The 25064-nt window shown below is 74.8% G+C and carries 24 protein-coding genes; 14 read left to right on the forward strand and 10 right to left on the reverse strand.

All coding sequences use genetic code 11. The features are described 5' to 3' along the window. Positions 1-22 precede the first annotated feature (22 nt). Both ACFY32_RS03960 and ACFY32_RS03965 read left to right on the forward strand, forming a co-directional pair. Positions 23-967 carry a glucosyl-3-phosphoglycerate synthase gene (locus ACFY32_RS03960; RefSeq protein ID WP_359195008.1) on the forward strand — a complete coding sequence of 315 codons (945 nt, stop codon included), beginning with the start codon at positions 23-25 and terminating at the stop codon, positions 965-967. A gap of 63 nt (positions 968-1030) precedes the next feature. Beyond that, positions 1031-2419, forward strand: a complete 1389-nt coding sequence (locus ACFY32_RS03965) for a trehalose-6-phosphate synthase (protein WP_359194844.1) — start codon at positions 1031-1033, stop codon at positions 2417-2419. A 67-nt stretch (positions 2420-2486) separates the two neighbouring features. On the opposite strand, the gene otsB is transcribed toward ACFY32_RS03965, so the two are convergent. Genes otsB through ACFY32_RS03980 form a run of 3 tightly spaced genes read right to left on the reverse strand, consistent with a single transcriptional unit; the run spans position 2487 to position 4926 of the window. Further along, positions 2487-3353, reverse strand: a complete 867-nt coding sequence (otsB, locus tag ACFY32_RS03970; RefSeq protein ID WP_359194841.1) for a trehalose-phosphatase — start codon at positions 3351-3353, stop codon at positions 2487-2489. A gap of 60 nt (positions 3354-3413) precedes the next feature. Beyond that, entirely contained in the window at positions 3414-3659 is a 246-nt protein-coding gene (locus ACFY32_RS03975) for a DUF3263 domain-containing protein (RefSeq protein ID WP_359194838.1), read from the reverse strand. A 49-nt stretch (positions 3660-3708) separates the two neighbouring features. Beyond that, entirely contained in the window at positions 3709-4926 is a 1218-nt protein-coding gene (locus ACFY32_RS03980; protein ID WP_390673424.1) for an extracellular solute-binding protein, read from the reverse strand. 163 nt (positions 4927-5089) lie between these two features. Between ACFY32_RS03980 and ACFY32_RS03985 the strand changes: the two genes are divergently transcribed. The 3 genes from ACFY32_RS03985 (at position 5090) to ACFY32_RS03995 (ending at position 8274) form a co-directional block, all read left to right on the forward strand. After that, positions 5090-6034: an ROK family protein gene (locus tag ACFY32_RS03985; protein ID WP_390673360.1), complete on the forward strand. Its 945-nt coding sequence runs from the start codon at positions 5090-5092 to the stop codon at positions 6032-6034. Further along, positions 6031-7218 (forward strand): N-acetylglucosamine-6-phosphate deacetylase, encoded by a 1188-nt coding sequence (nagA, locus tag ACFY32_RS03990; protein WP_390673361.1) that lies wholly within the window; start codon positions 6031-6033, stop codon positions 7216-7218. Before ACFY32_RS03985 ends, nagA begins: the two co-directional genes overlap by 4 nt. 126 nt (positions 7219-7344) lie before the next feature. Further along, a complete protein-coding gene (locus ACFY32_RS03995; protein ID WP_390673425.1) occupies positions 7345-8274 on the forward strand; it encodes a 1-phosphofructokinase family hexose kinase in 930 nt (309 codons plus the stop codon). Between the two features lie 19 nt (positions 8275-8293). Here ACFY32_RS03995 and ACFY32_RS04000 read toward each other — a convergent pair whose 3' ends face one another. Together ACFY32_RS04000 and cdgB are read right to left on the reverse strand one after the other, a co-directional pair. Continuing rightward, positions 8294-9241, reverse strand: coding sequence for a carbohydrate-binding protein (locus ACFY32_RS04000; RefSeq protein ID WP_359194833.1), 948 nt, complete (start codon positions 9239-9241; stop codon positions 8294-8296). Between the two features lie 119 nt (positions 9242-9360). Next, positions 9361-11022 (reverse strand): diguanylate cyclase CdgB, encoded by a 1662-nt coding sequence (gene cdgB / locus ACFY32_RS04005; protein ID WP_390673362.1) that lies wholly within the window; start codon positions 11020-11022, stop codon positions 9361-9363. Positions 11023-11295: 273 nt separating this feature from the next. Here cdgB and ACFY32_RS04010 point away from each other — a divergent pair, with 273 nt between their 5' ends. Further along, the gene (locus ACFY32_RS04010; protein ID WP_359194827.1) at positions 11296-11886 is read left to right on the forward strand and encodes a flavin reductase family protein; all 591 of its coding nucleotides are present in this window, start codon (positions 11296-11298) and stop codon (positions 11884-11886) included. A gap of 77 nt (positions 11887-11963) precedes the next feature. Here ACFY32_RS04010 and arfB read toward each other — a convergent pair whose 3' ends face one another. Further along, entirely contained in the window at positions 11964-12401 is a 438-nt protein-coding gene (gene arfB, locus ACFY32_RS04015; protein WP_359194824.1) for an alternative ribosome rescue aminoacyl-tRNA hydrolase ArfB, read from the reverse strand. 146 nt (positions 12402-12547) lie between these two features. On the opposite strand from arfB, the gene ACFY32_RS04020 reads away from it, so the two are divergent. Beyond that, positions 12548-13123, forward strand: coding sequence for a TerD family protein (locus ACFY32_RS04020; RefSeq protein ID WP_359194821.1), 576 nt, complete (start codon positions 12548-12550; stop codon positions 13121-13123). Positions 13124-13184: 61 nt separating this feature from the next. On the opposite strand, the gene ACFY32_RS04025 is transcribed toward ACFY32_RS04020, so the two are convergent. Beyond that, positions 13185-13829 carry a response regulator transcription factor gene (locus ACFY32_RS04025; protein WP_359194818.1) on the reverse strand — a complete coding sequence of 215 codons (645 nt, stop codon included), beginning with the start codon at positions 13827-13829 and terminating at the stop codon, positions 13185-13187. Continuing rightward, complete coding sequence (locus ACFY32_RS04030) at positions 13826-15085, reverse strand: sensor histidine kinase (protein ID WP_390673363.1); 1260 nt, start codon at positions 15083-15085, stop codon at positions 13826-13828. The genes ACFY32_RS04025 and ACFY32_RS04030 overlap by 4 nt, the downstream gene beginning before the upstream one ends. A 276-nt stretch (positions 15086-15361) precedes the next feature. On the opposite strand from ACFY32_RS04030, the gene ACFY32_RS04035 reads away from it, so the two are divergent. The 3 genes from ACFY32_RS04035 (at position 15362) to ACFY32_RS04045 (ending at position 17928) form a co-directional block, all read left to right on the forward strand. Beyond that, a complete protein-coding gene (locus ACFY32_RS04035; protein WP_359194812.1) occupies positions 15362-15922 on the forward strand; it encodes a heme-binding protein in 561 nt (186 codons plus the stop codon). 72 nt (positions 15923-15994) lie between these two features. Further along, positions 15995-17398: a M1 family metallopeptidase gene (locus ACFY32_RS04040; RefSeq protein WP_359194809.1), complete on the forward strand. Its 1404-nt coding sequence runs from the start codon at positions 15995-15997 to the stop codon at positions 17396-17398. A 29-nt stretch (positions 17399-17427) separates the two neighbouring features. Further along, positions 17428-17928 carry a hypothetical protein gene (locus ACFY32_RS04045; protein WP_359194806.1) on the forward strand — a complete coding sequence of 167 codons (501 nt, stop codon included), beginning with the start codon at positions 17428-17430 and terminating at the stop codon, positions 17926-17928. 63 nt (positions 17929-17991) lie between these two features. Here the strand turns inward: ACFY32_RS04045 and ACFY32_RS04050 are convergent, their stop codons facing one another. Next, positions 17992-18675 (reverse strand): pentapeptide repeat-containing protein, encoded by a 684-nt coding sequence (locus ACFY32_RS04050; RefSeq protein WP_359194804.1) that lies wholly within the window; start codon positions 18673-18675, stop codon positions 17992-17994. 136 nt (positions 18676-18811) lie between these two features. Here ACFY32_RS04050 and ACFY32_RS04055 point away from each other — a divergent pair, with 136 nt between their 5' ends. The 3 genes from ACFY32_RS04055 (at position 18812) to ACFY32_RS04065 (ending at position 22554) form a co-directional block, all read left to right on the forward strand. Continuing rightward, complete coding sequence (locus ACFY32_RS04055; protein WP_390673364.1) at positions 18812-19975, forward strand: FAD-dependent oxidoreductase; 1164 nt, start codon at positions 18812-18814, stop codon at positions 19973-19975. Positions 19976-20017: 42 nt separating this feature from the next. After that, entirely contained in the window at positions 20018-20998 is a 981-nt protein-coding gene (locus ACFY32_RS04060; protein ID WP_359194799.1) for a zinc-binding dehydrogenase, read from the forward strand. A gap of 65 nt (positions 20999-21063) precedes the next feature. Beyond that, positions 21064-22554 carry an MFS transporter gene (locus ACFY32_RS04065; RefSeq protein ID WP_359194796.1) on the forward strand — a complete coding sequence of 497 codons (1491 nt, stop codon included), beginning with the start codon at positions 21064-21066 and terminating at the stop codon, positions 22552-22554. 26 nt (positions 22555-22580) lie between these two features. On the opposite strand, the gene ACFY32_RS04070 is transcribed toward ACFY32_RS04065, so the two are convergent. After that, positions 22581-23975, reverse strand: coding sequence for an NAD(P)/FAD-dependent oxidoreductase (locus ACFY32_RS04070; protein WP_390673365.1), 1395 nt, complete (start codon positions 23973-23975; stop codon positions 22581-22583). A gap of 119 nt (positions 23976-24094) precedes the next feature. Between ACFY32_RS04070 and ACFY32_RS04075 the strand changes: the two genes are divergently transcribed. Next, entirely contained in the window at positions 24095-25006 is a 912-nt protein-coding gene (locus ACFY32_RS04075) for an aminoglycoside phosphotransferase family protein (RefSeq protein WP_359194790.1), read from the forward strand. Positions 25007-25064 lie beyond the last annotated feature (58 nt).

A 25064-nucleotide genomic window follows, 5' to 3' on the forward strand; every position in this document is an offset into this window, starting at 1 on the left:
CCACAGGGAGGAGCCGGGGACCGTGCTGGAAGAAGTCGAGCGCTGGCTGAGCGCCCGTTCCTGGTCCGTGACCGACCGTCCGCTGCACCAGATCATGGCCGCGAAACGGGCCACCGGCCAGTCGGTCAGCGTGGTGCTGCCCGCACTCAACGAGGAGGAGACCGTCGGCGACATCGTCGCGATCCTCCGCCACGACCTGATGCGTCAGGTCCCGCTGGTCGACGAGATCGTGGTCGTCGACTCGGGGTCCACCGACCGTACGTCCGAGGTGGCCGCCGCGGCGGGCGCCCGGGTCGTGCACCGCGACCGGCTCCTGCCGCGGATTCCGGCCGTGCCGGGCAAGGGCGAGGTGCTGTGGCGCTCGCTGCTGGCCACCGGCGGGGACATCGTCTGCTTCGTGGACGCGGACCTGAGGGAGTTCTCCTCCGACTTCGTCTCGGGCATCGTCGGCCCGCTGCTGACCGACCCGGACGTCGACCTGGTCAAGGCCATGTACGACCGTCCGCTCGGCGGGGCGGCCGGGCAGGGCGGCCGGGTCACCGAGCTGATGGCCCGCCCGCTGCTCAACATGCACTGGCCGCAGTTGGCCGGGTTCGTGCAGCCGCTCGGCGGCGAGTACGCGGCCCGCCGCTCGCTGCTCGAACAGTTGCCGTTCCCGGTCGGCTACGGCGTGGAGCTGGGGATGCTGGTCGACGCCCTGCACCTGGTCGGCCTGGACGCGCTGGCGCAGGTCGACGTGGGGGTGCGCAAGCACCGGCACCAGGACGGGCAGGCACTGGGCCGGATGGCCGCCGCGATCTACCGCACCGCGCAGTTGCGGCTGGCCCGGGGCCATCTGATCCGCCCCTCGCTGACCCAGTTCGAGCGCGGCGAGGACGGCTTCGAGCCGCGCACCTTCTCGGTGGACACCGAGGAGCGGCCGCCGATGCTGGAGATCGCCGAGTACGCGCGGCGGAAGGTGGCGTGAACGGGTGACGACGGGCGGGGAACCCACGTTTGAGTTCCGACCGGCCGGGCTAGGTTGAGGCGTATGGCTTCAAGCTTCGGTGCTGCTCAGGTGCTGGTCGCCTCCAATCGGGGACCGGTTTCGTACGAGGTTCGGGACGACGGTTCGCTGCACGCCAGACGCGGCGGCGGCGGGCTGGTCTCGGGGCTGTCGGCGATCGGGCCGGACGCGGGGGCGCTGTGGGTGTGCTCGGCGCTCGGCGACGGCGACCGCGAGGCGGTCCGGCGCGGGGTCGGCGAGGACGGCGTGCGGATGCTGGACATCCCGGCCGACGTGCACGCCGACGCGTACAACGGGATCGCCAACTCCGTGCTGTGGTTCGTCCACCACATGCTGTACCAGACCCCGCTGGAGCCGGTCTTCGACGCGGAGTTCCGCCGGCAGTGGGCCTCCTACGAGGCGTACAACCGGGCCTTCGCCGAGGCGCTGGCCGAGGAGGCCGCCGAGGGGGCGGTCGCCATGGTGCAGGACTACCACCTGACGCTGGTGCCGGGGATGCTCCGGGAGCTCCGCCCCGACCTGCGGATCGGGCACTTCTCGCACACGCCGTGGGCGCCGGTGGAGTACTTCCGGATGCTGCCGGACGACATCGCCGAGCAGGTGCTGCGCGGGATGCTGGGCGCGGACCGGCTCGGGTTCCTCACCCGGCGGTGGGCCGACGCGTTCACCGCCTGCTGCGACGCCCTGGTGGGCGGGCTCGGTGAGACCCGGGTCGGGGTGCACGGGCTGGGCGCGGACGCCGACTTCCTGCGCGAGCGGTCGCACGAGCCGGACGTCGACGAGCGGATGGCGGCGCTGCGCGAGGAGGTCGGCGAGGGGCGCCGGACGATCGTCCGGGTGGACCGCACCGAGCTGTCCAAGAACATCGTCCGCGGGCTGCTGGCCTACCGGCAGTTGCTGGCCGACCGGCCCGAGTGGCGCGAGCGGGTGGTGCACGTCGCGTTCGCCTACCCCTCGCGGCAGGACCTCGCGGTGTACCGGGAGTACACGGCGGAGGTGCAGCGGGTCGCCGGAACCATCAACGAGGAGTACGGGACGCCCGGGTGGACGCCGGTCGTGCTGCACGTCAAGGACGACTTCGCGCGGTCGCTGGCCGCGTACCGGATGGCGGACGTGGCGCTGGTCAACCCGGTACGGGACGGGATGAACCTGGTCGCCAAGGAGGTGCCGGTCGTCTCCGACGAGGGGTGCGTGCTGGTGCTGTCCCGGGAGGCCGGGGCGTTCGAGGAGCTGGGCGAGGACGCGGTCGTCGTCAATCCGTACGACGTGGTGGGGACGGCCGAGGCGCTGCACGAGGCGCTGTCGATGCCGGCGGGCGAGCGCGGCGAGCGGACGAAGAAGCTGACCGCCGCCGCGACCGCGCTGCCGCCGGCGCGCTGGTTCCTGGAGCAGTTGGACGAGCTGCGCGGCTGACCGAGCCCGCTTCTGGGCGATCGTGTCAGGGCCACGGGGGCGGGACCCCCGTGGCCCTGACCTGTCTTCAGGCCAGGTGCCTGGCGAGGGCGCGCAGCAGGGCGACCACGCCCGCCGGGCCGGCCACCTCGACGTCCGCGCGCTCGCGCAGCTCCGTCACCTCGTCGCTGCCGCTGCACACCAGCAGCCCCGGGGTGCCCTCGGCGCGCAGGGCGTCGACGGCGGCGTAGGCGGGGAGGTCGCCGAGGTCGTCACCGGCGTAGAGGACCGAGCCGGCCGAGACGGCGCGGGCGTGGTCGCGCAGGGCGACGCCCTTGTCCATGCCGGGCGGACGCAGTTCCAGGACCATCCGGCCGGGCTCCACGATCAGGCCGTGCCGGGCCGCGAGGTCGGTGAGCGGGCCGCGCAGGGCCTCGAAGGCGCCCGTCGGGTCGGCGGCCCGGCGGGTGTGGACGGCGACCGAGCGGCCCTTGTCCTCGACGGCGGTGCCGGGACCGGCCGCGGCCCGGTCCAGGAGTGCGGGCAGCCCGGCGCGGACGGCGGCGATGCCGGGGTGCGGGGCGGGGGCGGTGACGGCGCCGGTGGCGGCGTCCCAGCGTTCGGCGCCGTAGTGGCCGAGGACGACCAGGTGCTCCAGGCCGGGGACGCCCGCGAAGCCGCCGTGGCGGACGGCGACCTCGGCCGGGCGGCCGGTGATCACCGCGACGGAGGCGACCTTCGGGGCGAGCGCGGCCAGCGCCGGTACGGCGCCGGGGTGGGCGCGGGCCCGGTCGGGGTCGGGCACGATCTCGGCGAGGGTGCCGTCGAAGTCGAGCGCGATCACCGCCCGGCCGGGGTCGGCGAGGAGTGCGTCGAGGCCCTCGCGCCCGGCCCGGGTGGCGGGCGTCGGCAGGTGGTCCGGCTGGTCGGGGGTTACGTCGGTGTGGCTGCCCATGCCGCGAACCTATCCCGGACCGGCCGGTCGCACTCCTGGCGGCGGGCGCCCGGCGTCCCCTCAGCGTTCCGCGCGGCGGGCCTCGCGGACGCGGCGCAGGCGGTTGACCGTCACCGGGTCGGCGGCCAGCGCCCGGGGGTCGTCGAGGAGGGCGTTGAGGAGTTGGTAGTAGCGGACCGGGGCCAGGCCCAGTTCCTCGCGGATCGCGCGTTCCTTGGCGCCGGGGCCGGAAAAGCCGCGGCGCTCCAGCGCGAGGATGTCCCGCTCCCGCGCGCCGAGCCCCTGGTCGTGCTGCTCCTGGTCCATGCCCGGCACGGTAGCGCCCGGCACCGACAGCCGGTGCCGGGCGCGGCGGCTACTGGGCGCTCTGCGCCCGTACCGCCGTGGCCTGGAGCTCCTCCAGGACCGCCTTCGGGTCGCCGCCGGAGGCGACCGCCTCGCCGATCCGCTTCTTGATCTGCGCGCTGACCGTGGCCCAGGAGGTCTCGCCGACCGGGTACAGCTCGGAGAGCAGCAACTGGTCCAGGAACGGCTTGAGCTTCTTGTCCTCCCCGGCGGCGCTCATCGCCTCGGAGGCGGAGGTGGTGACCGGCAGCAGGTCGTAGCGGCGGGAGAAGTCCAGCACCTGGTCGTCGGCGTAGACGAAGTCGAGGAAGTCGCCGATCTGCTCCTGGTGGCCGTTCTGCTTGAAGGCCGCCATCCAGTCGGCGACGCCGAGGGTGTTGGTGCTCGCGCCGTCCGCCCCGGGGGTGGGGACCATGCCGTACTTCACGCCCTTCTTCTCGGCCATCTCCATCAGGGACGGGTGGCCGTTGAGCATGCCGACGTCACCGGCGGCGAAGGCGGCGAAGGCGGCCGCGCGGTTCAGCTCGCCGGGGGCGACCGGGCCGGTGAGGTCCTTGCCGACCAGTTCGTCCTTGAGCCAGGTGAAGGTGTCGACGTTCTGCGCGGAGTCGATGCCGTAGGCGCCGGAGACGTCGGTGTAGCCGCCCCCGCCGCTGAGCATCCACTGCATCGTCTCCGCCTGCGCCTCCTCGGGGCCCAGCGGCAGGGCGTACGGGTACTTCACGCCCTCGGCCTTCAGTGCCTCGGCGGCGGCGGCGAGGTCGGCCCAGCTCTCGGGCGGGGTGAGGCCGGCCTTGGCGAAGAGGGTCTTGTTGTAGAACAGCACGCGCGTGGAGGCCGCGAACGGCAGCCCGTACTGCACTCCCTTGACCTGCCCCGCGGCGGCCAACTGGGGGACGAAGTCGGCCTGCACGGGGATGGAGAGCAGGTCGTCGGCCCGGTAGAGCAGGTCCTTGGCGGCGTAGTCGGAGTAGGCGCCGATCTGCGCCAGGTCGGGCGCCCGGCCGGCGTCGACCAGCTCGCGGACCTTGCGGTCGACGTCGTTCCAGGAGTACACGGTGACGTCGACGCGCACGTCGGGGTGGGCGGCCTCGTAGGCGTCCACCACGTCGGCCCAGTAGTGCTCGGAGCTGTTGGCCCCGGTGTCGCCGTAGTCGGCGGCGACCAGTCTCAGGGTCACCTCGTCGGAGCCGCCGGTGATCCCGCAGCCGGCGAGGACCGCCGTCATGGCCAGTGCGGACGCCACCGCGATCGTTCCTGTCCTGCCCCGTCGCACTTGTTCCTGCCCCACCCTGCCGAAGATGTCGTTCCGGTTGTCCGTTTAACGGATCAAGGTCTACACCACGGGAGTGGACTAGACCTCTTGCGGGTCGACGGGCCACACTGTCCCCGTGAGACACGTCATCGCCCTCGATGTGGGCGGCACCGGGATGAAGGCCGCCCTGGCCGGGCCGGAGGGCGAGCTGCTGCACCGCGCCCGCCGGGCCACCGGCCGGGACCGCGGACCCGAGGCCGTCGTCGACGGCATCCTGGAGTTCGCCGCCGAACTGGCCGCGCTGGGCGCCGACCGGTTCGGCGAGCCCCCCGCCGCGGCCGGCCTCGCCGTCCCCGGCATCGTCGACGAACGGCGCGGCACCGCCGTGTACTCCGCCAATCTGGGCTGGCGGGACGTCCCGCTGCGCGACCTGCTCAGCCGGCGGCTCGGCGGCGTGCCCGTCGCCCTCGGCCACGACGTGCGCACCGGCGGGCTCGCCGAGGGCCGGGTCGGGGCCGGGCGGGGCACCGACCGGTTCCTGTTCGTGCCGCTGGGCACCGGCATCGCGGGCGCCATCGGCATCGGCGGCCGGGTGGAGGGCGGCGCCCACGGCTTCGCGGGCGAGATCGGCCACATCGTCGTACGCCCCGGCGGCGCGCCCTGCCCGTGCGGGCAGCGCGGCTGCCTGGAGCGGTACGCCTCCGCCGGCGCGGTCGGCACGGCCTGGGCACGGGCCTGCGGGGACCCGGACGCGGACGCCGCGGACTGCGCCAAGGCCGTCGACTCCGGGGACGTACGGGCCGCCCGGGTGTGGCAGGACGCGGTGGACGCCCTCGCCGACGGCCTGGTCACCGCGCTCACCCTGCTGGACCCCCGGACGCTGATCATCGGTGGCGGCCTCGCCGAAGCGGGGGAAACCTTGTTCACACCGCTGCGGGACGCCGTCCGGCAGCGGGTCACCTTCCAGAGCCTGCCGCCCGTCGTCCCCGCGGCCCTGGGCGACACCGCGGGCTGCCGCGGCGCCGGACTGCTGGCCTGGGATCTCCTCGACACCACGGACCGTACGGAGGAACCGACGTGACGGCTACGCCGCCAGGGGCACAGGACAGCGCCGACCGGGACGGGACCGGGCTGGTCCTCGCCGGTGCCACCGTGGTCCTGCCCACCGGGACCGTCGAGGACGGCCGGGTGGCCGTCGACGGCACCCGGATCGCCGCGACGGCCCCCGAGCACGCCCGGGTCCTCGACGTGAGCGGCCACTGGGTGGTCCCCGGCTTCGTCGACCTGCACAACCACGGCGGCGGCGGCGCCTCCTTCGCCGGCGGCACCGCCGAGCAGGTCCTCCAGGGCGTGCGCACCCACCGGCTGCACGGCACCACCACGGTCGTCGCCTCCGCGGTCACCGGCGACCTGGACTTCCTCGCCCGGCACGCCGGGATGCTGGCGGAACTGGCCCAGCAGGGCGATATCGCCGGCGTCCACTTCGAGGGGCCGTTCATCTCCCCGTGCCGCAAGGGCGCGCACGACGAGCAACTGCTGCGCGACCCCGACCCGGCCGAGGTCCGCAAGCTGATCGACGCCGCGCACGGCCACGCGAGGATGATGACCCTCGCCGCCGAGCTGCCGGGCGGCCTGGACTCCGTGCGCCTGCTCGTGGAGCACGGCGTGATCGCCGCGATAGGCCACACGGACGCGTCGTACGAGCAGACCGTCGAGGCGATCGACGCGGGCGCCACCGTCGCCACCCACCTGTTCAACGCGATGCCGCCGCTGGGCCACCGCTCCCCCGGCCCGATCGCGGCGCTGCTGGAGGACGAGCGGGTCACCGTCGAGCTGATCAACGACGGTGTCCATCTGCACCCGGCGGCGCTCCAGTTGGCGTTCCACCGCGCGGGGCCCGCCCGGGTGGCGTTCATCACCGACGCGATGGACGCGGCCGGCTTCGGCGACGGCCGCTATCTGCTGGGCCCGATGGAGGTCGACGTCGAGGACGGGGTGGCGCGGCTGGTGGAGGGCGGCTCGATCGCGGGTTCGACGCTCACCCTGGACCGGGCGCTGAAGCGGGCGGTGACGGTGGACGGGCTGGCCGTCGAGGACGCGGTGGCGGCGCTGTCGGCCAACCCGGCCCGGCTGCTCGGGCTGGCCGACCGGGTCGGTTCGCTGGAGCCGGGCAAGGACGCCGACCTGGTGGTCCTGGACGCCGGTTTCGACGTGGTCGGCGTGATGCGCCGGGGCGCCTGGGTGGTCGAGCCCCGACTGGGCTGATCCGGGCCCGATCCGGGCGGCGGGTGTGGCCGACGCGGGACTGGGCCGACCGGCCCGCCGTTTGGCATGATCGTGCCTTCTGGACCCATGGCACACACGCGCAAGCAGACGGGGGAGGCCGGCCCGGTGATCCTCACGGTGACGCTGAACACCGCTCTCGACATCACCTATCGCGTCCGGAGCCTGACCCCGCACCGCTCGCACCGGGTCACCGAGGTGACCGAGCGGCCGGGCGGCAAGGGCGTCAACGCGGCCCGGGTGCTCGCCGCCCTCGGCCACGCGGTGACGGTCACCGGCTTCACCGGCGGCGCGACCGGGCGCGTCGTGCGGGAGGCGCTCAGCGCGGTGCCGGGGGTCGTGGACGCGCTGGTGCCGATCGGCGGCGCGACCCGGCGCACGGTCGCCGTCGTCGACGAGGGCACCGGCGACGCCACCCGGCTCGACGAGCCCGGTCCGCTGGTCTCCCCCGCCGAGTGGGGCGCCTTCCAGGAGGCGTACGAGGGTCTGCTCCCCGGGGTCTCGGCGGTGGCCCTGTGCGGCAGTCTGCCGCCGGGCGTGCCGGTGGGCGCCTACGCCGGGCTGGTGCGCGCGGCGCGCGCCGCCGGGGTGCCGGTGCTGCTGGACACCGGCGGGGAGCCGCTGCGCCGGGGGGTCGCCGCCCGGCCGGACCTGATCAAGCCGAACGCGGCGGAGCTGGCCGAGCTGACCGGCGCGCACGAGCCGCTGCGGGCCACCCGGGACGCCCGCCGGCGGGGTGCCCGCTCGGTGGTGGCCTCGCTGGGCGGCGAGGGGCTGCTCGCGGTGACCGAGGAGGGCCGCTGGCGGGCGGCGCCGCCCGCCAGGCTGCGCGGCAACCCGACGGGCGCCGGTGACTCGGTGGTGGCGGGTCTGCTGTCGGGCCTGGCGGACGGGCTGCCCTGGCCGGACAAGCTGGCCCGCGCGGTCGCCCTGTCGGCGGCGACGGTGCTGGCCCCGGCGGCGGGCGAGTTCGACCGCGCGGCCTACCCGGAGCTGCTGGGCCGGGTGACGGTGACCGCGGAGGCCACCGCGGCCTGAGGTCCGCCTCCGGTCGGCCCTAGCGGGTGACCTGGCCTTCCTTGAGGCTGAGCTGGTCCAGCAGGACGTCGCACTTGTCGCCGTCCTGGCAGGAGATCGTGAGGGTGTTGGTGCCCTTGTTCAGGGTCGGGTAGGCATAGGTCTCGGTCCAGCCCTTGGCGAAGTCGCCGTCCTCGGCCTTGGTGAAGTTGCCCAGGTTGAGCTTGCTGCCGAAGACCTTGCCGTTGACCGTCAGGGTCATCGACTGGTCCTCGCCGGTCGCGCTGTAGCGGGCGAAGAGGGTGTAGGCGCCGGCCTTGGGGATGCCGTCGACCGTCCAGGTGACCGAGGCGCCCGTCCGGTCCAGGCCGCCGATGTAGGTGCCGCCCTCGGACCGGGCGCCCTCGACGTCGGTGGCCTGCGCGGCGCCGCCGGCGACCTGGAGGCTCTGGGCGCCCGCGGCGGGCAGGTCGGCCTGCTGCTCGTCGTCGTCGCCGGCGGACGGGCTGGGCTCGCCGCTCTGGCTCTGGGTGGGGGTGGTGGCGGCGCCGGCCTGGTCGCCGCCCTTGTCGTCCTCGTCGCCGCCGCCGGTCATGGCCACGGCGATGCCGATGACGACCGCGGCGACCACCGCGATGGCGCCGATCAGCAGGCCCTTGGTGTTGGGGCCGCGCCGCCCGCCGCCGCGTCCGCCGCCGTGCGCCGGCTGCTGCGGGGCGGTGGGGGCGCCGCCGCCGGGCAGCGTCTCCGGGGCGGCGTAGTGCGGGTTCGGCCTGCCGTAGGCGCCCTGGGGCGGGGCGGCGGGCGGCGCGGCGGGCGCCTGCTGGCCGTACTGACGGGTCCCGACCGGACGCACCCGGTTGACCGAGCCCGGGTAGCCGTAGCCGCCTGACGGCGGCTGGGCCCCGTTGGCCTGCCCGTCGGCGTACAGGTAGCCGAAGGGGTCGTCGTCCTCGGGCGTGCTCGCGCCGTTGTTGCCGGGCGTCATCCCTAGGTCTCCTAACCAGGTGCGGTGCGTGTGCGATGTACGTGGTGAGAGGCCGAGCCTACCCGCTCTTGCTGCCCCGAACGGGTGGCCGGAACGGCGTCAACGCGCTGACCTGGGGATCATCCGGCCCGCCGGTGCTGTTTGGGACGAGATCGTTTCTCGACGTACATCCGCTCGTCGGCGGACTTCAGCACCTCGTCGGCGGTCATGCCGCAGTGCGCCCAGCCGATGCCGAAGCTGGCGCCCACGCGGACGGCCCGGCCCTCGGCCCGGATCGGCTGGATGATCTCGTTGCGCAGCCGTACGGCGAGGTCGGCGGCGTCGGCCCGGCCGAGGCCGTCGGCGAGGATCACGAACTCGTCGCCGCCGAGCCGGGCCACGGTGTCGCCGTCGCGGACGCCGCCGGAGAGCCGCCGGGCGACCTCGATGAGGACGGCGTCGCCCGCGTTGTGCCCGAACCGGTCGTTGATCGACTTGAAGCCGTCGAGGTCGCAGAAGAGGACCGCGAGCCCCTTGGTGCCGTCGTCGCGGCCGTCCTCGGGGGCGACGGTGTGCACATGGTGGTCGTAGGCGTCGTACGACTCGGGGCTCGGCGGGAAGTCGAAGTAGTGGCCGCCGGAGTCGAGGACCGGGTCGCCGTAGGCGGCGTCCATCGCGTCGACCGCGGCCGGGAGGGTCGGCTGGGGGCGCTGACAGAGGCGGGCGGAAAGGCGGGAGCGCAGTTCGGCGGAGTTCGGCAGGCCGGTGAGCGAGTCGTGCGAGGCGCGGTGGGCCAACTGCAGTTCGCGGCGCTTGCGCTCCTCTATGTCCTCGACGTGGGTGAGGAGGAAGCGGGGGCCGTCGGCGGCGTCGGCGACGACGCTGTTGCGCAGGGAGACCCAGACGTACGTGCCGTCGCGGCGGCCCAGCCGGAGTTCGGCGCGCCCGCCCTCGGCGGAGGTCCTGAGCAGGGTGCCTATGTCCTCGGGGTGGACCAGGTCGGAGAAGGAGTAGCGGCGCATCGCGGAGGCGGGGCGGCCCAGCAGGCGGCACAGCGCGTCGTTGCTGCGCAGGATGCGGCCGTGCTGGTCGCCGCCCATCTCGGCGATGGCCATGCCGGAGGGGGCGTACTCGAACGCCTGCCGGAAGCTCTCCTCGCTGGCGCGCAGGGCCTGCTGCTCGCGCTCCAGGCGGACCAGGGCGCGCTGCATGTTGGAGCGCAGCCGGGCGTTGCTGATCGCGATGGCGGCCTGGAAGGCGTACATCTGGAGCGCCTCGCGGCCCCAGGCGCCGGGCCGGCGGCCGTTGCGCGGTCGGTCCACGGACAGGACGCCGATCAGCTCGCCGCTGTTGCCGCCGCCCTGCGGACCGGGCGCGTACATGGGGGCGAAGAGGCGGTCGGAGGGGTGCCACTCGTCCTCGAAGCGTGGGGCGGGCCCGTCGGTGTACCACTGGGGTACGTCGTCGTCGTCGAGAATCCAGCCCTCGGTGTGCGGTATGAACACCAGGTCGCCCCACTGCTCGCCCATGCGCAGCCGGCGCTCCCAGGAGTCGCGGGAGCCGACCCGGCCGGTGATGAGGGCCTCGGCGGCCTGGTTGCCGGCGAACGCGGCGACCACGAGGTCGCCGTCGGGGCGGACGAGGTTGACGCAGGCCAGTTCGTACCCGAGGGCGTGCACGACGCCGTCCGCCACGGTCTGCAGGGTGTCGGCCAGGCTGCGGGCCGTGTTCATGTCGGCCATGGCCTGGTGCAGTTGCCGCAGGGACGCAAGACGGACGTAGGGTTCCGACTCGGCCTCCATGCTCGCCCTCCCCCCGAGACCTCGCAGCGAATCAAGGGTTCTCGTGCAGCTTCCCCGCCACTGAATCACAGCGCGCTGCCCACTCGGTACACAGGGTCAACAATTCCTACCCCTTGTGACTCAAGTCACAGCGAAACATGAACAATTGGGCGGCGTTTCGGCACTTTCCCGTGCGTTTCCTGAACGCTCCGGTCGGCTCGTTCTGTGGTCCTAGGTCCGGCTTGCGACCGGGGCCCGATGCGGGCCGCGCGGGGCGGCGATTAGCGTGACGGGGTGCCGAACACTACCCCTGCCACTCCCGTCCCCTCCGCGTCGCCGTCCCCTGCCGCCGGGCATGCTGAGGGGGTGAGCAACGAGGAGTTCCGCGCCGCCATGTCCCAGCTCGCCTCGGGCGTGGTCCTGGTGACCGCCGCGGAGCCGCCGCTGGACGCCGACGACCCGTCCGCGCCGCGCGGCGAGGACGTGGGGATGACGGCGACGGCCTTCATGTCGGTCTCCCTCGACCCGCCGCTGGTGCTGGTGAGCCTGCGGGAGGGCTCGCGGATGGACGACCTGCTCGACGAGCAGCCGCTGTGGGCGGTCTCGGTGCTGGCGGAGAGCCAGCGGCAGATCGCCGGCCGGTTCGCGATGAAGGGCCGGATCAGCGACCGGCTGCTGTTCGAGGACCTCTCGTACGCACGCGGGGAGGTCACCGGCGCCCCGCTGGTGGGCGGCGCGCTGGCGACCCTGGAGTGCCGCACCGAGCAGCGGGTGCCGGCCGGGGACCACACCCTGGTGATCGGACGGGTGCTGAGCGCGCGGGTGCCGGGCACACAGGGCGGCCCGCTGACGTACTTCCGGGGGCGGTACCGGCACCTGGCGTGAGCGCTGCGGGGGGGCGGTACCGGCACCTGGCCCGAGCGCTGCCGGGGCGGTACCGGCACCTTGCCCGAGCAGCCGCTTCAGTCCCAGCTCTTGCCGGTGCGGCCCCGCTTGGTCTGGGCGCGCTGCTTCTTCTCCCGCAGCCGGCGTTCGTTGATGCCGCGCGGGACGCGGGTCGGGCGGCGGGGGCGGGGCGGGGGCGCGGTGGCCTCGGCGAGCAGCGCGGCCAGGCGTACGGCGGCGGCCTCGCGGTTGCGCCACTGGGAGCGGTGCTCGGAGGCGCGCACGGTGAGCACGCCGTCGGTGAGCCTTCCCTCCAGGCGCTTCAGCGCCCGCTCCTTCCACACCTCGGGGAGCGCCTCGGTGCGGGCCAGGTCGAAACGCAGCTCGACCTGGCTGTCGGTGGTGTTGACGTGCTGTCCGCCGGGCCCGGACGACCGCGAGAAGCGCCACATCAGCTCCGCCTCGGGCAGCAGGACGGAGCCGCGGATGACATGGGGACCGGACATGCCGTCCATGTTCCCGCTGGTGACCGGTCCACGTCACCCGAATATCGCGGGTAAAGAAAGTAAAGCGACCCGGAACCTTGTGGACCTCCCTCGACGTTCATAGGGGTAGCTGTAGCTTTCTTGCCGTACGTACACGAGGGAAGGGACTCCCAACAATGGCTGTAAGCCTGTCCAAGGGTGGCAACGTCTCGCTCACCAAGGAGGCTCCGGGCCTGACCGCCGTCACCGTGGGCCTCGGCTGGGACGTCCGCACCACCACCGGCACCGACTTCGACCTCGACGCCTCCGCGATCGCGGTGAACACCCAGGGCAAGGTCTACTCGGACGCCCACTTCGTCTTCTTCAACAACAAGCAGACGCCGGACCAGTCCATCGTCCACACCGGTGACAACCGCACCGGCGAGGGCGCCGGCGACGACGAGGCGATCAACGTCAACCTGGCCGCCCTCCCGGCCGACGTCGACAAGATCGTCTTCCCGGTCTCGATCTACGACGCGGAGAACCGCTCGCAGAACTTCGGCCAGGTCCGCAACGCCTACATCCGGATCGTCAACCAGGCCGGCGGCGCGGAGATCGCCCGCTACGACCTGTCGGAGGACGCGGCGACGGAGACGGCCATGGTCTTCGGCGAGCTGTACCGCAACGGCGCGGAGTGGAAGTTCCGCGCGGTCGGCCAGGGCTACGCCTCGGGCCTGGTCGGCATCGCCCAGGACTTCGGCGTCAACGTCTGACGTCCGCTTTCCTGCCCGAAGGGCCCCTCGGCCGTGTGCCGGGGGGCTTTTCCCTGGGCGGTCACGGCAGCAGCCGCTGTTCCTTCGCCGTCGCGACCGCGCCCGTGCGGGTGTCGACGCCGAGCTTGTCGTAGATGCGGCGCAGATGGGTCTTCACGGTGGCCTCGCTGATGAACAGGGCGCGGGCGATCTCCCGGTTGCCCAGGCCGCGGGCCAACTGGGCGAGGATGTCCCGCTCGCGGTCGGTGAGGGCCGGGCGGGGGCTGCGCAGGCCGGCCATGACCCGGCCGGCGACGGGCGCGGAGAGCGCGGTGTGCCCCCGGGCGGCGGCGTGCAGGGCGGCGAAGAGTTCCTCGGGGCGCTCGGCCTTGAGCAGATAGCCGGTGGCGCCGGCCGCGATCGCGCGGGTGATGTCGGCGTCCGTGTCGTACGTGGTCAGGACCAGGACGTGCGGGCGGGGGCCGGGGCCGGTGGTGAGCCGGCGGGTGGTCTCGATGCCGTCGATGCCCGCGCCGAGCTGGAGGTCCATCAGCACCACGTCCGGCGCCAGTTTCGCGGCCAGCGCGAGCGCCTCCTCGCCGGTGCCGGCCTCGCCGACCACCTCGATGCCGGGGGCGCTGTCGAGCAGCGCGAGCAGTCCGGCGCGTACGACGACGTGGTCGTCGCAGACCAGGACGCGCACGGGCGCGGGGGCGGGGGTGGTCATCGGGGGTGCTCCAGGGGGACGGCGGCGGAGACGACGGTGCCCTCGCCCGGGGCGGACTCCACGGTCAGCGTGCCGCCGAGCTGGCGCAGCCGGGCGCGCATCGCGGGCAGGCCGTGCCCCCGGGTGCCCGCCGGGGAGGCGGCCGGTCCGCCGGGGTCGAAGCCGTGGCCGTCGTCGGCGATGTCGAGCAGGGCGGTGTCGTCCAGGACGGTGAGGGTGACGGCGGCGGTCCGCGCGCCGGCGTGTTCGCGGACGTTGGCGAGGGCGCCCTGGGCGATGCGCAGCAGGGCCGACCGGACGCGGTCGGGCAGCAGCGGGTCCCGGCCGCCGTCGTCGACGTGGACGCGGACGGTGAGGTGGTCCCCGGACTCCCGCGCGGCCAGCGCCCGCAGGGCCGCCGGGAGGCCGCCGCCGCGGGCGAGGTCGGCGGGGGCGAGGTCGTGGACGAAGCGGCGGGCCTCGGCGAGGTTGTGCTCGGCGACGGACGCGGCCGACCGGACGTGCGTGAGGGCCTTGTCCGCGTCGGTGTCCCAGACCCGCTCGGCGGCCTGGAGCAGCATCCGCTGGCTGGACAGGCCCTGGGCGAGGGTGTCGTGGATCTCCATGGACAGCCGTTGCCGTTCGGCGAGGGTGCCCTCGCGGCGCTCGGCGGCGGCGAGTTCCCGGCGGGTGCGGAGCAGGTCGTCGATGAGGGCGCGCTGCCGGGCCGCCTGCCGTTCGGAGCGCAGGAACACGGCGGTGGCCAGGGCGGCGACGGCGGGCGGCGCCAGCAGCAGGTTCGGGTCGAAGCGGCCGGCGAGGCGGAGCTGGGCGGCGACCACGAACACCGTGAGCACGCCGACCAGCACCAGCGCGGCCCGCGCCGGGAGGGTCCGCAGGCCGGTGTAGAGGAGCGGGACCGCGCACCAGGAGAAGCTGGGCGCGAGCACGACCAGCACCATCCAGACGGCGACCACGGCGACCAGCCGGAGCCGGGAGGAGACGATGCGGGCGGGGCGGGCGGGACGGGCGGGACGGGTCCTGGGGGCGTCCGGGGCGGGCTCGCGTCGGACGGACCCGGGGCCGTCGCCGTTCAGGGTGGGGCCGAGCAGGTGCAGGACCGCCAGGGTGAGCGACAGCGCGATGATCCACGGGGTGCGGGGCTCGCCCGGGTGACGCAGGAGGAAGCGGACCAGGGCGCCGCCGAGCAGAAGGAAGAACGCCGCGTGCAGCACGGCGCCGAGCCACCGGGCGTCGGGGTCGTACGGCTTCGGCACGGGCACGACCCTCCTTCCGGGACACGGGACACGGGACACGGGACACGCCACCCGTGACGTGGCACACGGCACACGGCACACGGCACACCCTCATTGTCGCCGCCCGGCGTGGGGCGGGGGTCAACCGATCGGACGACCCGGCCGTCATCCTTTCCACCCGCCGTGAGCAGCCGGAACGCCGACCGGGCGGGCCGGCTCCGGGGCGGAGGGTGGAGGGGCAGGAGGCAGCCGGTACCGCAGCGGCTGCCCGGTCCCCAGCCCTTCAGGAGCGAACCCATGCGCAAGTCGTTCTCCCGCCGTACCCGCGTCGCCACCGGCGCCACCGTGCTCGCCGCCGTCGCCGCCACCGCCTTCGGCACGGTCTCCGCCAGCGCCGGCCCCAACGCCTCCGCCCCGGCCGCCGCCCCCGCCGCCTCCGTCACGTCCCGGGCGACCACCACCTCCACCCACCTGACCGTCGACGCCGCCGTCAAGGCCGCTCAGGCCGCGCTGGACGCCGCCGAGAAGGAGAGCCAGCGGGTCACCGTCGCCGTCGTCGACCGCAACGGCAACACGGTCGTCACCCTGCGCGGCGACGGCGCCGGCCCGCAGTCCTACGAGTCCGCCGAGCGCAAGGCGTACACCGCCGTCTCCTGGAACGCGCCCACCTCCGAGCTGGCCGGGCGCCTCGCGGGCGCCCCGAACCTGAAGGACATCCCCGGCACCCTGTTCCTGGCCGGCGCGGTCCCGGTCACCGCGAAGAACGCCCCGGTCGCCGGCATCGGTGTCGCGGGCGCCCCGTCCGGCGACCTGGACGAGAAGTTCGCGCGGGCGGGCGCGGCGGCGCTGGCCCGCTGACCTCCGCTGATCACCGCCGGCCGGCCGGCGCCGACGGCCGCGATCACCGCATACGGCCCATAGGATCGCGGGGTGCGCCCGTCCCGTCCGCTCGCCGTGAGCACCGCCCTCGCCGCCGTCGCCGCGCTCGGCGCGTGCGGCGGCGTCCAGGGCTCCCCGGGCGGCTCCGGGGTGCGCGACCCGTACTTCCCGAAGGCGGGCAACGACGGCTACGACGTCGGCCACTACGCCCTCGACCTCGCCTACGAGCCCGGCCCGCACCGCCTGACCGGTACGGCGACGCTCACCGCTCGGGCCACCGAGGACCTCTCCGCGTTCAACCTGGACCTCAAGGGGCTGACCGTCACCGAGGTCACCGTCGGGGGGCGGCCGGCCCGGTTCCACCGCGCCGGCCAGGAGCTGACCGTCCGGCCGCCCGAGGAGCTGGCGGAGGGGACGGCGTTCCGGGTGGCGGTGCGGTACTCCGGTGCGCCGGAGACGATCACCGACCCGGACGGCTCCGAGGAGGGCTGGCTGCGCACCGCGGACGGGGCGCTCGCGCTGGGCCAGCCCACCGGGTCGATGGCCTGGTTCCCGGGCAACCACCACCCCTCCGACAAGGCGTCCTACGACCTGTCGGTCACCGTCCCGGCGGGCCTGGCCGCCGTCTCCAACGGCGAACCCGCCGGCCGGACGACCGCGAAGGGCCGCACGACGTACCGGTGGCGGACCGCCGAGCCGATGGCGAGCTACCTCGCCACGGTCGCGATCGGCAGGTGGCAGATCCGCAGCACCGCCACCCCGGACGGGCTGCCGGTGCACACCGCCGTCGACCCCCGGCAGGCGGCGGCGAGCGCGGAACCGCTCCGGCGCCTGCCCGAGGTCCTCGACTGGGCGCGGGACCTCTTCGGCCCCTACCCGTTCTCCTCCGCCGGCGCGATCGTCGACCGGCCGGAGGACGTCGGCTACGCGCTGGAGACCCAGAACCGGCCGGTCTTCCCCGGCGCCCCCGACGTGATCCTGCTGGTCCACGAACTCGCCCACCAGTGGTACGGCGACTCCGTCACGCCGAAGACCTGGCGGGACATGTGGCTCAGCGAGGGCTTCGCCACCTACGCGGAGTGGCTCTGGCAGGAGCGGCACGGCGGGGACAGCGCGCAGCGGACCTTCGACGCGCTGTACGAGGGCCGCTACTTCGCCGGTGCGGCGGAGAACGAGGCCGTCTGGGAGTTCCCGCCCGCCGAGCCGCCCGACGCGGCCCGCCTCTCCGCCGCCCCCGTCTACCAGCGCGGCGCGATGGTCCTGCACAAGATCCGGCAGCGGATCGGCGACACCGCCTTCCGCTCCCTGCTGCGCGACTGGGCCGCCGAACACCGGCACGGCAACGCGGACACGGACGACTTCACGGCGTACGTCGAGCGGCGCGCCCCCGGCGAGGACTTCACCTCGCTCTGGGCGGACTGGCTGTACGGGGACGGCCGGCCGGACCGTCCCTGACGTGCGCGGCGGCGTGGCACCATCGTCCCGTGCTCGACATCGGCTACGCCCTCTCCTCCCGTTTTCCCGATCCGCCGCAGACCGACTACCGGCGGGCGGACGTCCATGCCCTGCGGCACGACCTGTTCGCCGGGGACGTGTACCTCGCCGACACGGATACGGACCGGGAGGTGTCCACGGCCTGGGGCTGGGTGCCGGTGCTGGACTTCGCGTGGGCGCTGTGCGACATCGTGGAGCGCGTCGACCGGGACCCGGCGGGGTCCCGGGCCGCCCGGCCGCAGCGGGCGGAGCTGGACTTCACCGAGTCCACCGACCGGCTGCTGTTCGAGCGGCGGTTCGGGTGGGTCGACATCGAGGCGGAGTGGCTGCCCGCGTCCGAGCCGCCGCTCACCTTCTCCCACGCCGAACTGCGCCGCGAGGCCCGGGACTTCCTGCACGATCTGCTCGCCGACCTCACCGACATGCACGAGGACCTGGCGGACAACCCGGCGATCTGGACCCTCCAGGCCCGCTTTCCCCGCGTCCCCTGACCCCCGGCACCACTGTCCGCCCGACGCCACTACCCGGCCGGCGCCGCTGCCCGCCCGGCGCCGCTACGGCACCACCCGCACCCCCAGCTCCGCCGCCAGCACCGGGGCCAGGTCCAGGAGCTGGGAAGGGCTGATCACCGCCCCGGAGAGCCGGTCCACCCCCCGGGCGATCTCCAGCGGCGCGGCCCCGCGCAGGTCGACGTCGGTCAGGACGGCCGTGGAGAAGTCGGCCCCGCGCAGGGCGCAGTCGGCGAACTCCACCCGCTCCAGGCGGGCGCCGGCGAAGTCGGGCTCGACCAGGACGCAGCCCTCGAAGACGACGTCCTTGAGCCGGGCCCGCCGCAGATTCAGGAAGTCGATCTTCCCGCCGCGGATCAGCACCCGCTCCAGCACCGCCCCGTGCATCCGGGTCCCGCCGAGCCGGGCGTCGACCAGCTCGACGTCCCGGAGGGTGGCCTCGGCGAGGTCGGTGCCGACGCCGCGGACGCCGGTGAGGACCGAGTCCAGCAGCCGGGCGCGGCGCAGCGAGGTCTCGTCCAGCGCGCAGCCCGTCAGCGCGCAGTCCATGAAGCGGGCGCCCGCGCCGTCCTGCCCGGCGAGGTCCGTCTCCCGGACGTCCAGCCCGTCGTAGTCCCCGTCCGGCTCCAGCCGCCCGCCCTCGTGTCTTTCCAGGGCCGGCAACCGCACCTCGGGCCGCCGGGCCGCCCGCACCGTCTCCCCCGCCGCTCCCGCCGCTCTCCTCGCCATGCCGCCCATCCTGCACCCCGCCACTGACAACGCCCCTGACCTGCGGGGACGTCCACGTCGGGGGGCCGATGTCACATTCCGCGCGACGGGACCGTCGTAGCAGCAGGAGAACCCGAGCCAAGGGAGTGTGCCCCGCATGCACCGCATCACCGTCATCGGTGGCGGCTTCGCCGGTCTCACCGCGGCCGTCAGCGCCGCCGAGGCGGGCGCCAAGGTCACCCTGTACGAGGCCCATCACACGCTCGGCGGCCGGGCGCGGACCGCAGCCGAGGGGCCGTACCGGACCAACGAGGGCCCGCACGCCCTCTACAACGGCGGCCCGCACTGGGCCTGGCTGCGGCAGCGCGACCTCATCGGCCCGCTGGCGCCCCTGCCGCCGCGGGAGGGGACCCGGCTGCGGTTCCGGCACCGGGACGCGCTGCGCCGCACCCCGCCGCTGGCGATGCTGAAGCTGCTGGGCCCCCGGGTCGGCCCCGCGCCCGTCGACGCCGACTTCCTGACCTGGGCCACCGGGGTGGCCGGCGAGGAGGGCGCCCGCGCCGCCGCCCACTACTGTGCCGTCGCCCTGTTCCACCACGACCCCGGTGCGCTGTCCGCCGCCTTCGTGCAGGAGCGGCTGCGCCGGGCCGCGAAGCTGCCGCCCGAGGCGCACTATCCGCGCGGCGGCTGGTCGGCGCTGATCGACCGGATGGCCGCCCGCGCCTGGAACCTCGGGGTCCGGGTGGAGACCCTCTCCCGGGTCGACACCCTGCCCACCGGCGCCCTGGTCGTCGTCGCCACCTCCCTGGACGCCGCCCGCCGACTGCTGGGCGACGCCACGCTGACCTGGCCGAGCGGCCGTACCGCGCTGATCGACCTGGCCCTGCGCAGCGGGCGGGGGGACGCGTTCGCGGTGTCCGACCTGGACGCGCCGGGCTGGATCGAGCGGTTCACCGCGCAGGACCGCACCCTGGCGCCGGCGGGCGAGCAGCTCCTCCAGGGGCAGATCCCGATCGGGCCGAAGGAGTCCAGGGCGCAGGGGACGGCCCGCGCCGAACGCCTGCTCGACCTGGGGTTCCCGGGCTGGCGGGAGCGGGTCGCCTGGCGGCGGGAGGCCGTCGCGCACGGCCGTACCGGCGCGGTCGACCCGCCCGGCACCACCTGGCGGGACCGGCCGGCCGTGGACCGGGGCGACGGGGTGTACCTCGCCGGGGACCAGGTCGCGGCGCCGGGGCTGCTGTCGGAGGTGTCGTTCAACAGCGCGCTGACGGCGGTCTCCCTGGCGCTGGGCCGGCACGAGCTTGACCTCAAGCTTGCTTGAGGCCGTTGGCTGGGGCGTACGACGTCACCCCAGGGAGCCTTGATGCACGCCATCCGTCTGCACGCCTTCGGCCCGGCCGAGAACCTCTCCTACGAGCGGGTCGAGGACCCCGAACCCGGCCCCGGCCAGGTCCGGATCGCCGTCCGCGCGGCGGGCGTCCACCTGCTGGACACCGCCCTGCGCGAGGGCCACCGGGGCCCGGCGCCCGCGCCGCCCGCGCTGCCCACCGTCCCCGGCCGCGAGGTCGCGGGCGTGGTCGACGCCCTCGGCGCGGACACCCCGGGCGACTGGCTCGGCAAGCGCGTCGTCGCCCACCTCGGCTTCGCGCCCGGCGGCTACGCCGAACTCGCCGTCACCGACGCCGCCCGCCTGCACGAGATCCCCGCGAACCTGGACTTCGCGGCGGCCGTCGCCATGATCGGCACGGGCCGTACGACGCTGGGGATACTCCAGTTCGCCGCGCTGGGCCCGGACTCGGTGGCCCTCGTCCCGGCCGCGGCGGGCGGCATCGGCACGCTGCTCGTGCAGTACGCCCGGCACGCCGGCGCCACCGTGATCGGCCTGGCGGGCGGCCCGGAGAAGGTCGCCCGGGTCGCCGCGAACGGCGCCGGCCTCGCCGTCGACTACACGGTGCCGGGCTGGCCGGAGAAGGTCCGCGCCCACCTGGGCGGGCGGGCCGCCACCGTCGTCTTCGACGGCGTCGGCGGCGACGCGGCCCGCGAGTGCGTCGCCCTGCTCGGGCCCGGCGGCAGGCACCTCGTCTTCGGCTGGTCCGGGGCGGGCCTGCACGACGGCGAGCCCTACCTCGTCGACGGCGTCTCCGAACAGGTCCTCGGACCCGCGATGCTGAGCCGGGCCGGCGGCCCCGACCCGCTGCGCACCCTCGAACTGCGCGCCCTGGCCGAGGCGGCCGCGGGCCGGCTCGTCCCCGCCGTACAGCGCTTCCCGCTCACCGAGGCCGCCGCCGCGCACCGGGCGCTGGAGGGCCGCCGCACGACCGGAAAGGTGGTCCTCGAACCATGACCGACGCGAAACGAAGTCCCGCCGACGCGGATGCGAACCGCTCCGAACCGTGGTCTGCTGGCCAGATGGCTGCCCCCCGGACAGGTGAGACGGTCACGCCCCCGGACACCGATCCGCGCCGCTGGTGGGGGCTGGTGGTGATCGCGCTGGCCCAGCTCATGGTCGTGCTCGACGCGACCATCGTGAACATCGCCCTGCCCTCCGCCCAGCGCGACCTGGGCATGAGCGACGGCAACCGGCAGTGGGTGATCACCGCCTACACGCTGGCCTTCGGCGGACTGCTGCTGCTCGGCGGGCGGATCGCCGACCTGGCGGGCCGCAAACGCGCCTTCGTGACCGGCCTGGTCGGGTTCGCGGTGGCCTCGGCGCTCGGCGGCGCGGCGAACGGTTCCGCGATGCTGTTCGGCGCCCGCGCCCTCCAGGGGGTGTTCGCCGCGGTCCTCGCGCCGGCCGCGCTGTCGCTGCTGACGACGACGTTCACCGATCCCAGGGAGCGGGGGAAGGCGTTCGGGATCTACGGCGCGCTGGCGGGCAGCGGCAGCGCGATCGGCTTCATCGTCGGCGGTGTCCTCACCGAGTACCTCGACTGGCGCTGGTGCCTGTACGTCAACGTCCCCATCGCCGCCGTCGCGGTGATCGGCGCGCTGGTGCTGCTGCACGACCGGCCGGTGCGCGGGGACGCCCGGCTCGACGTGCCCGGGGTGGTGCTGGGCTGCGGCGGCCTGGTCGCGCTCGTCTACGGCTTCAGCGAGGCGGAGTCGCGGGGCTGGACGGACCCGCTGGTCCTCGGGCTGTTCGCGGCCGGGGCGGTGCTGCTCGCCGCGTTCGTGTGGTGGCAGGGCCGGGCTCCGATGCCGCTGCTGCCGCTGCACGTGCTGCGGGACCGCAACCGGGCGGGGTGCTTCCTCACCATGATGCTCGCGGTGATCGGCATGTTCGGGCTGTTCCTGTTCATGACGTACTACCTCCAGGTCGTCCTCGGCTACTCGCCGGTGCGGACCGGGCTGGCGTTCCTGCCGCTGACCGCGGCCATCGTCATCGGCGCGACGCAGATCTCGGCACGGCTGCTGCACCACGTGCCGCCGCGGCTGCTGATGGTGCCGGGGATGGTCCTCGCCTCCGGCGGCATGGTGATCCTCACCCGGATGACGGTGCACTCGGCGTACGCGACGGAGATCCTGCCGGCGCTGATCCTGATGGGCCTCGGCATGGGACTCACCTTCATGCCGGTGTTCGCCACGGCGACGGCGGGGGTCGCGCCCCAGGACGCCGGGGTCACCTCGGCCACGGTCAACACCTCCCAGCAGGTCGGCGGTTCCATCGGCACGGCCCTGCTGAACACGATCGCCACGACGAGCAGCGCGTCCTACGTCACCGCCCACCTCACCGACCCGTCCCGCCGGGCCGCGGTCGTCCGGGCGGGCGTCGTGCACGGCTACACGGTCGCGATCTGGGTGGCGGCCGGGGTGATGCTGCTGGCGGCGATAGCGGCGGGAACGATGGTGACGGCCCGAGCCCCGCGCCACGGGGTCCCCGCGGGGGCGGCGGCGGGTTAGCGCTCGCGGTCACCCGCGGGCCGCGGTCAGCCTCGGCCCGCTATCGCGTCGGCCAGGCGGGCCAGGGGGGAGGTCGTCGGGCGGTATGTGGTCGCCTCCTGGTGGTCCGCCGCGCGGTAGGCCGCGTACAGGGCGTGTACGCCCAGCCAGCGCAGTGGCTCGGGCTCCCAGGGGCGGACGTGGTGGCCGGTCCAGGGCAGGGTGGTCAGTTCCGTGGGGCCCTGCCGCAGGACGAGGTCGCGCAGGGTGCGGGCCGCGAGGTTGGCCGTGGCGACGCCGGAGCCGACGTAGCCGCCCGCCAGGCCGAGGCCGGTCGCGGGGTCGAGGGCGACCGTCGCGCACCAGTCGCGGGGGACGCCGAGCACCCCCGACCAGGCGTGGGCGATCCGCACCCCGGCCAGGGAGGGGAAGAAGTCGGTCAGGACGTGCCGCAGGGCGGTCACCGTCGCCGGATGCGTCGTGCCGTCGTCGTCGGTGCGGGAGCCGTAGCGGTACGGCACGCCCCGGCCGCCGAGGGCGATCCGGCCGTCGGCCGTGCGCTGGGCGTACATGTAGGCGTGGGCCATGTCGCCGAGCGTCTGCCGGTCCGCCCAGCCGATCTCCTCCCACCGGGCGTCGCCCAGCGGCTCGGTGACGATCATCGAGGAGTTCATGGGCAGCCAGGCCCGGCGCTGCCCCTTGAGGGAGGCCGTGAAGCCTTCGGTGCACCGCAGGACGCAGGGCGCCCGCACCGTGCCGTACGGCGTGACCGCGTGCCCGGGGCGGATCTCGGTGACCGGCGTCGACTCGTGCAGCGTGACGCCGAGCCGCTCGACGGCCGCCGCGAGGCCCTTGGCCAGTTTCGCCGGGTGCAGCCGGGCCCCGTGCGGCGTCCAGGTGGCGCCGACCGCGTCCGCGACCCGGATCAGCCCGGCCGTCTCCCGGGCGCCGTACAGCTCCCGGTCCGTCTCGCCGAAGGCCCGTTCCGCCGCGTGGAACGCCCGCAGCCGGGCGAGCTGCGCGGGCGTGCGGGCGACCTCCAGGACCCCGCCCTTGTGCAGGTCCGCGTCGATGCCCTCGGCCCCGGCGGCCCGGATCACCTCGTCGACGGTGTCGTTCATCGCCCGCTGGAGCCGCGCCGCCGCGTCCCGGCCGTGCAGCTTCGCGTACCGGTCGCGGCCGGCGACGCCGTTGTAGAGCCAGCCGCCGTTGCGGCCGGAGGCACCGTACCCGCAGAACTTCTGTTCGAGGACGGTGATCCGCAGGGACGGGTCCGCGCGTTTGAGGTAGTAGGCCGTCCACAGTCCCGTGTAGCCGCCGCCGACGATCACGACGTCCGCCGACCTGTCCCCGGCGAGGGGCTCGCGCACCGGCGGGAGGCCGTCGTCCGCGTACCAGAAGGAAATGCCACCGTTCACGACACCGCTGGTCGAGCTGCTCATGGGCGGGACGGTAACCCGGGCCGGCGGTCGCTGTCCCCTTCGGATTCCGTGGACTTCGGGCCCCGGGCGCGCGTTTATTCGGGTGACCCGGCCGGCGGGCGCCGGTAGCGTCCCCGGGTGTGATCGACGTACCGCAAGCTCTCGCGGCGAGTCAGGCCAAGTACAACGGCGCGGCGGGGCGGGCCTTCGTCGCCGCGCTGCCGGAGCTGGCCGCCCGGTACCTCGGCCGGTGGGAACTGCGGCGCGACGGGCCCGCCCTGCACGGCTGGGCCGCCCTGGTGCTGCCCGTCGTCCGCGCGGACGGCGTCCCGGCCGTGCTGAAGCTCCAGATCCTGGACGACGAGACCGAGGGCGAACCGGTCGCCCTCGCCCGGTGGGCCGGCGAGGGGGCGGTACGGCTGCTCGACCACGACCCGGCCACCGGCACCATGCTGCTCGAACGCCTGGACTTCACCCGGCCGCTGGGCCGGGTCGCGGACTCCCGCGAGGCCGTCCTGGTCCTCGCCCGTCTGCTGGCCCGGCTCACCGCCGCCCCCGCGCCGCCCGGCCTGCGCGGCCTCGGGGACATCGCGCGGGGCATGCTGGAGCGCACGCCGTGGACCCTCGCCCGCATCCCCGACCCGGAGGCGCGGCGCCTGGTCGCGGACTGCGCCGCCGCCGTGCGCGAGGTCGCGGACGAGCCCGGGGACCGGCTGCTCCACTGGGACCTGCACTACGGCAACGTCCTCGCCGCCGACCGCGCGCCCTGGCTCGCCATCGACCCCAAGCCGCTGTCCGGCGACCCCGGGTTCGACCTGATGCCCGCCCTCGACAACCGCTACGACCCCGCCGAGACCCGCTGGCGCTTCGACGCGCTGACCGACGTCCTCGGCCTCGACCGGGAGCGGGCCCGCGCCTGGACGCTGGGGCGGGCCCTGCAGAACATCCTGTGGAACGTGGAGGACGGCGATCCGGTGGAACGCGAGCAACTGGAGATCGCCCGGGAGCTGTTGAACGGGCGGGTCCACGGCCCTCGCACGTCCGCTGGTTGACCCGCCCGAGGGGTGCTGACCGAGCGTGCCGACGCTCCTCGTACGTCCGTTGGTCGAC

It is taken from the genome of Streptomyces sp. NPDC000134, assembly GCF_042899225.1.
Taxonomy (GTDB): domain Bacteria; phylum Actinomycetota; class Actinomycetes; order Streptomycetales; family Streptomycetaceae; genus Streptomyces.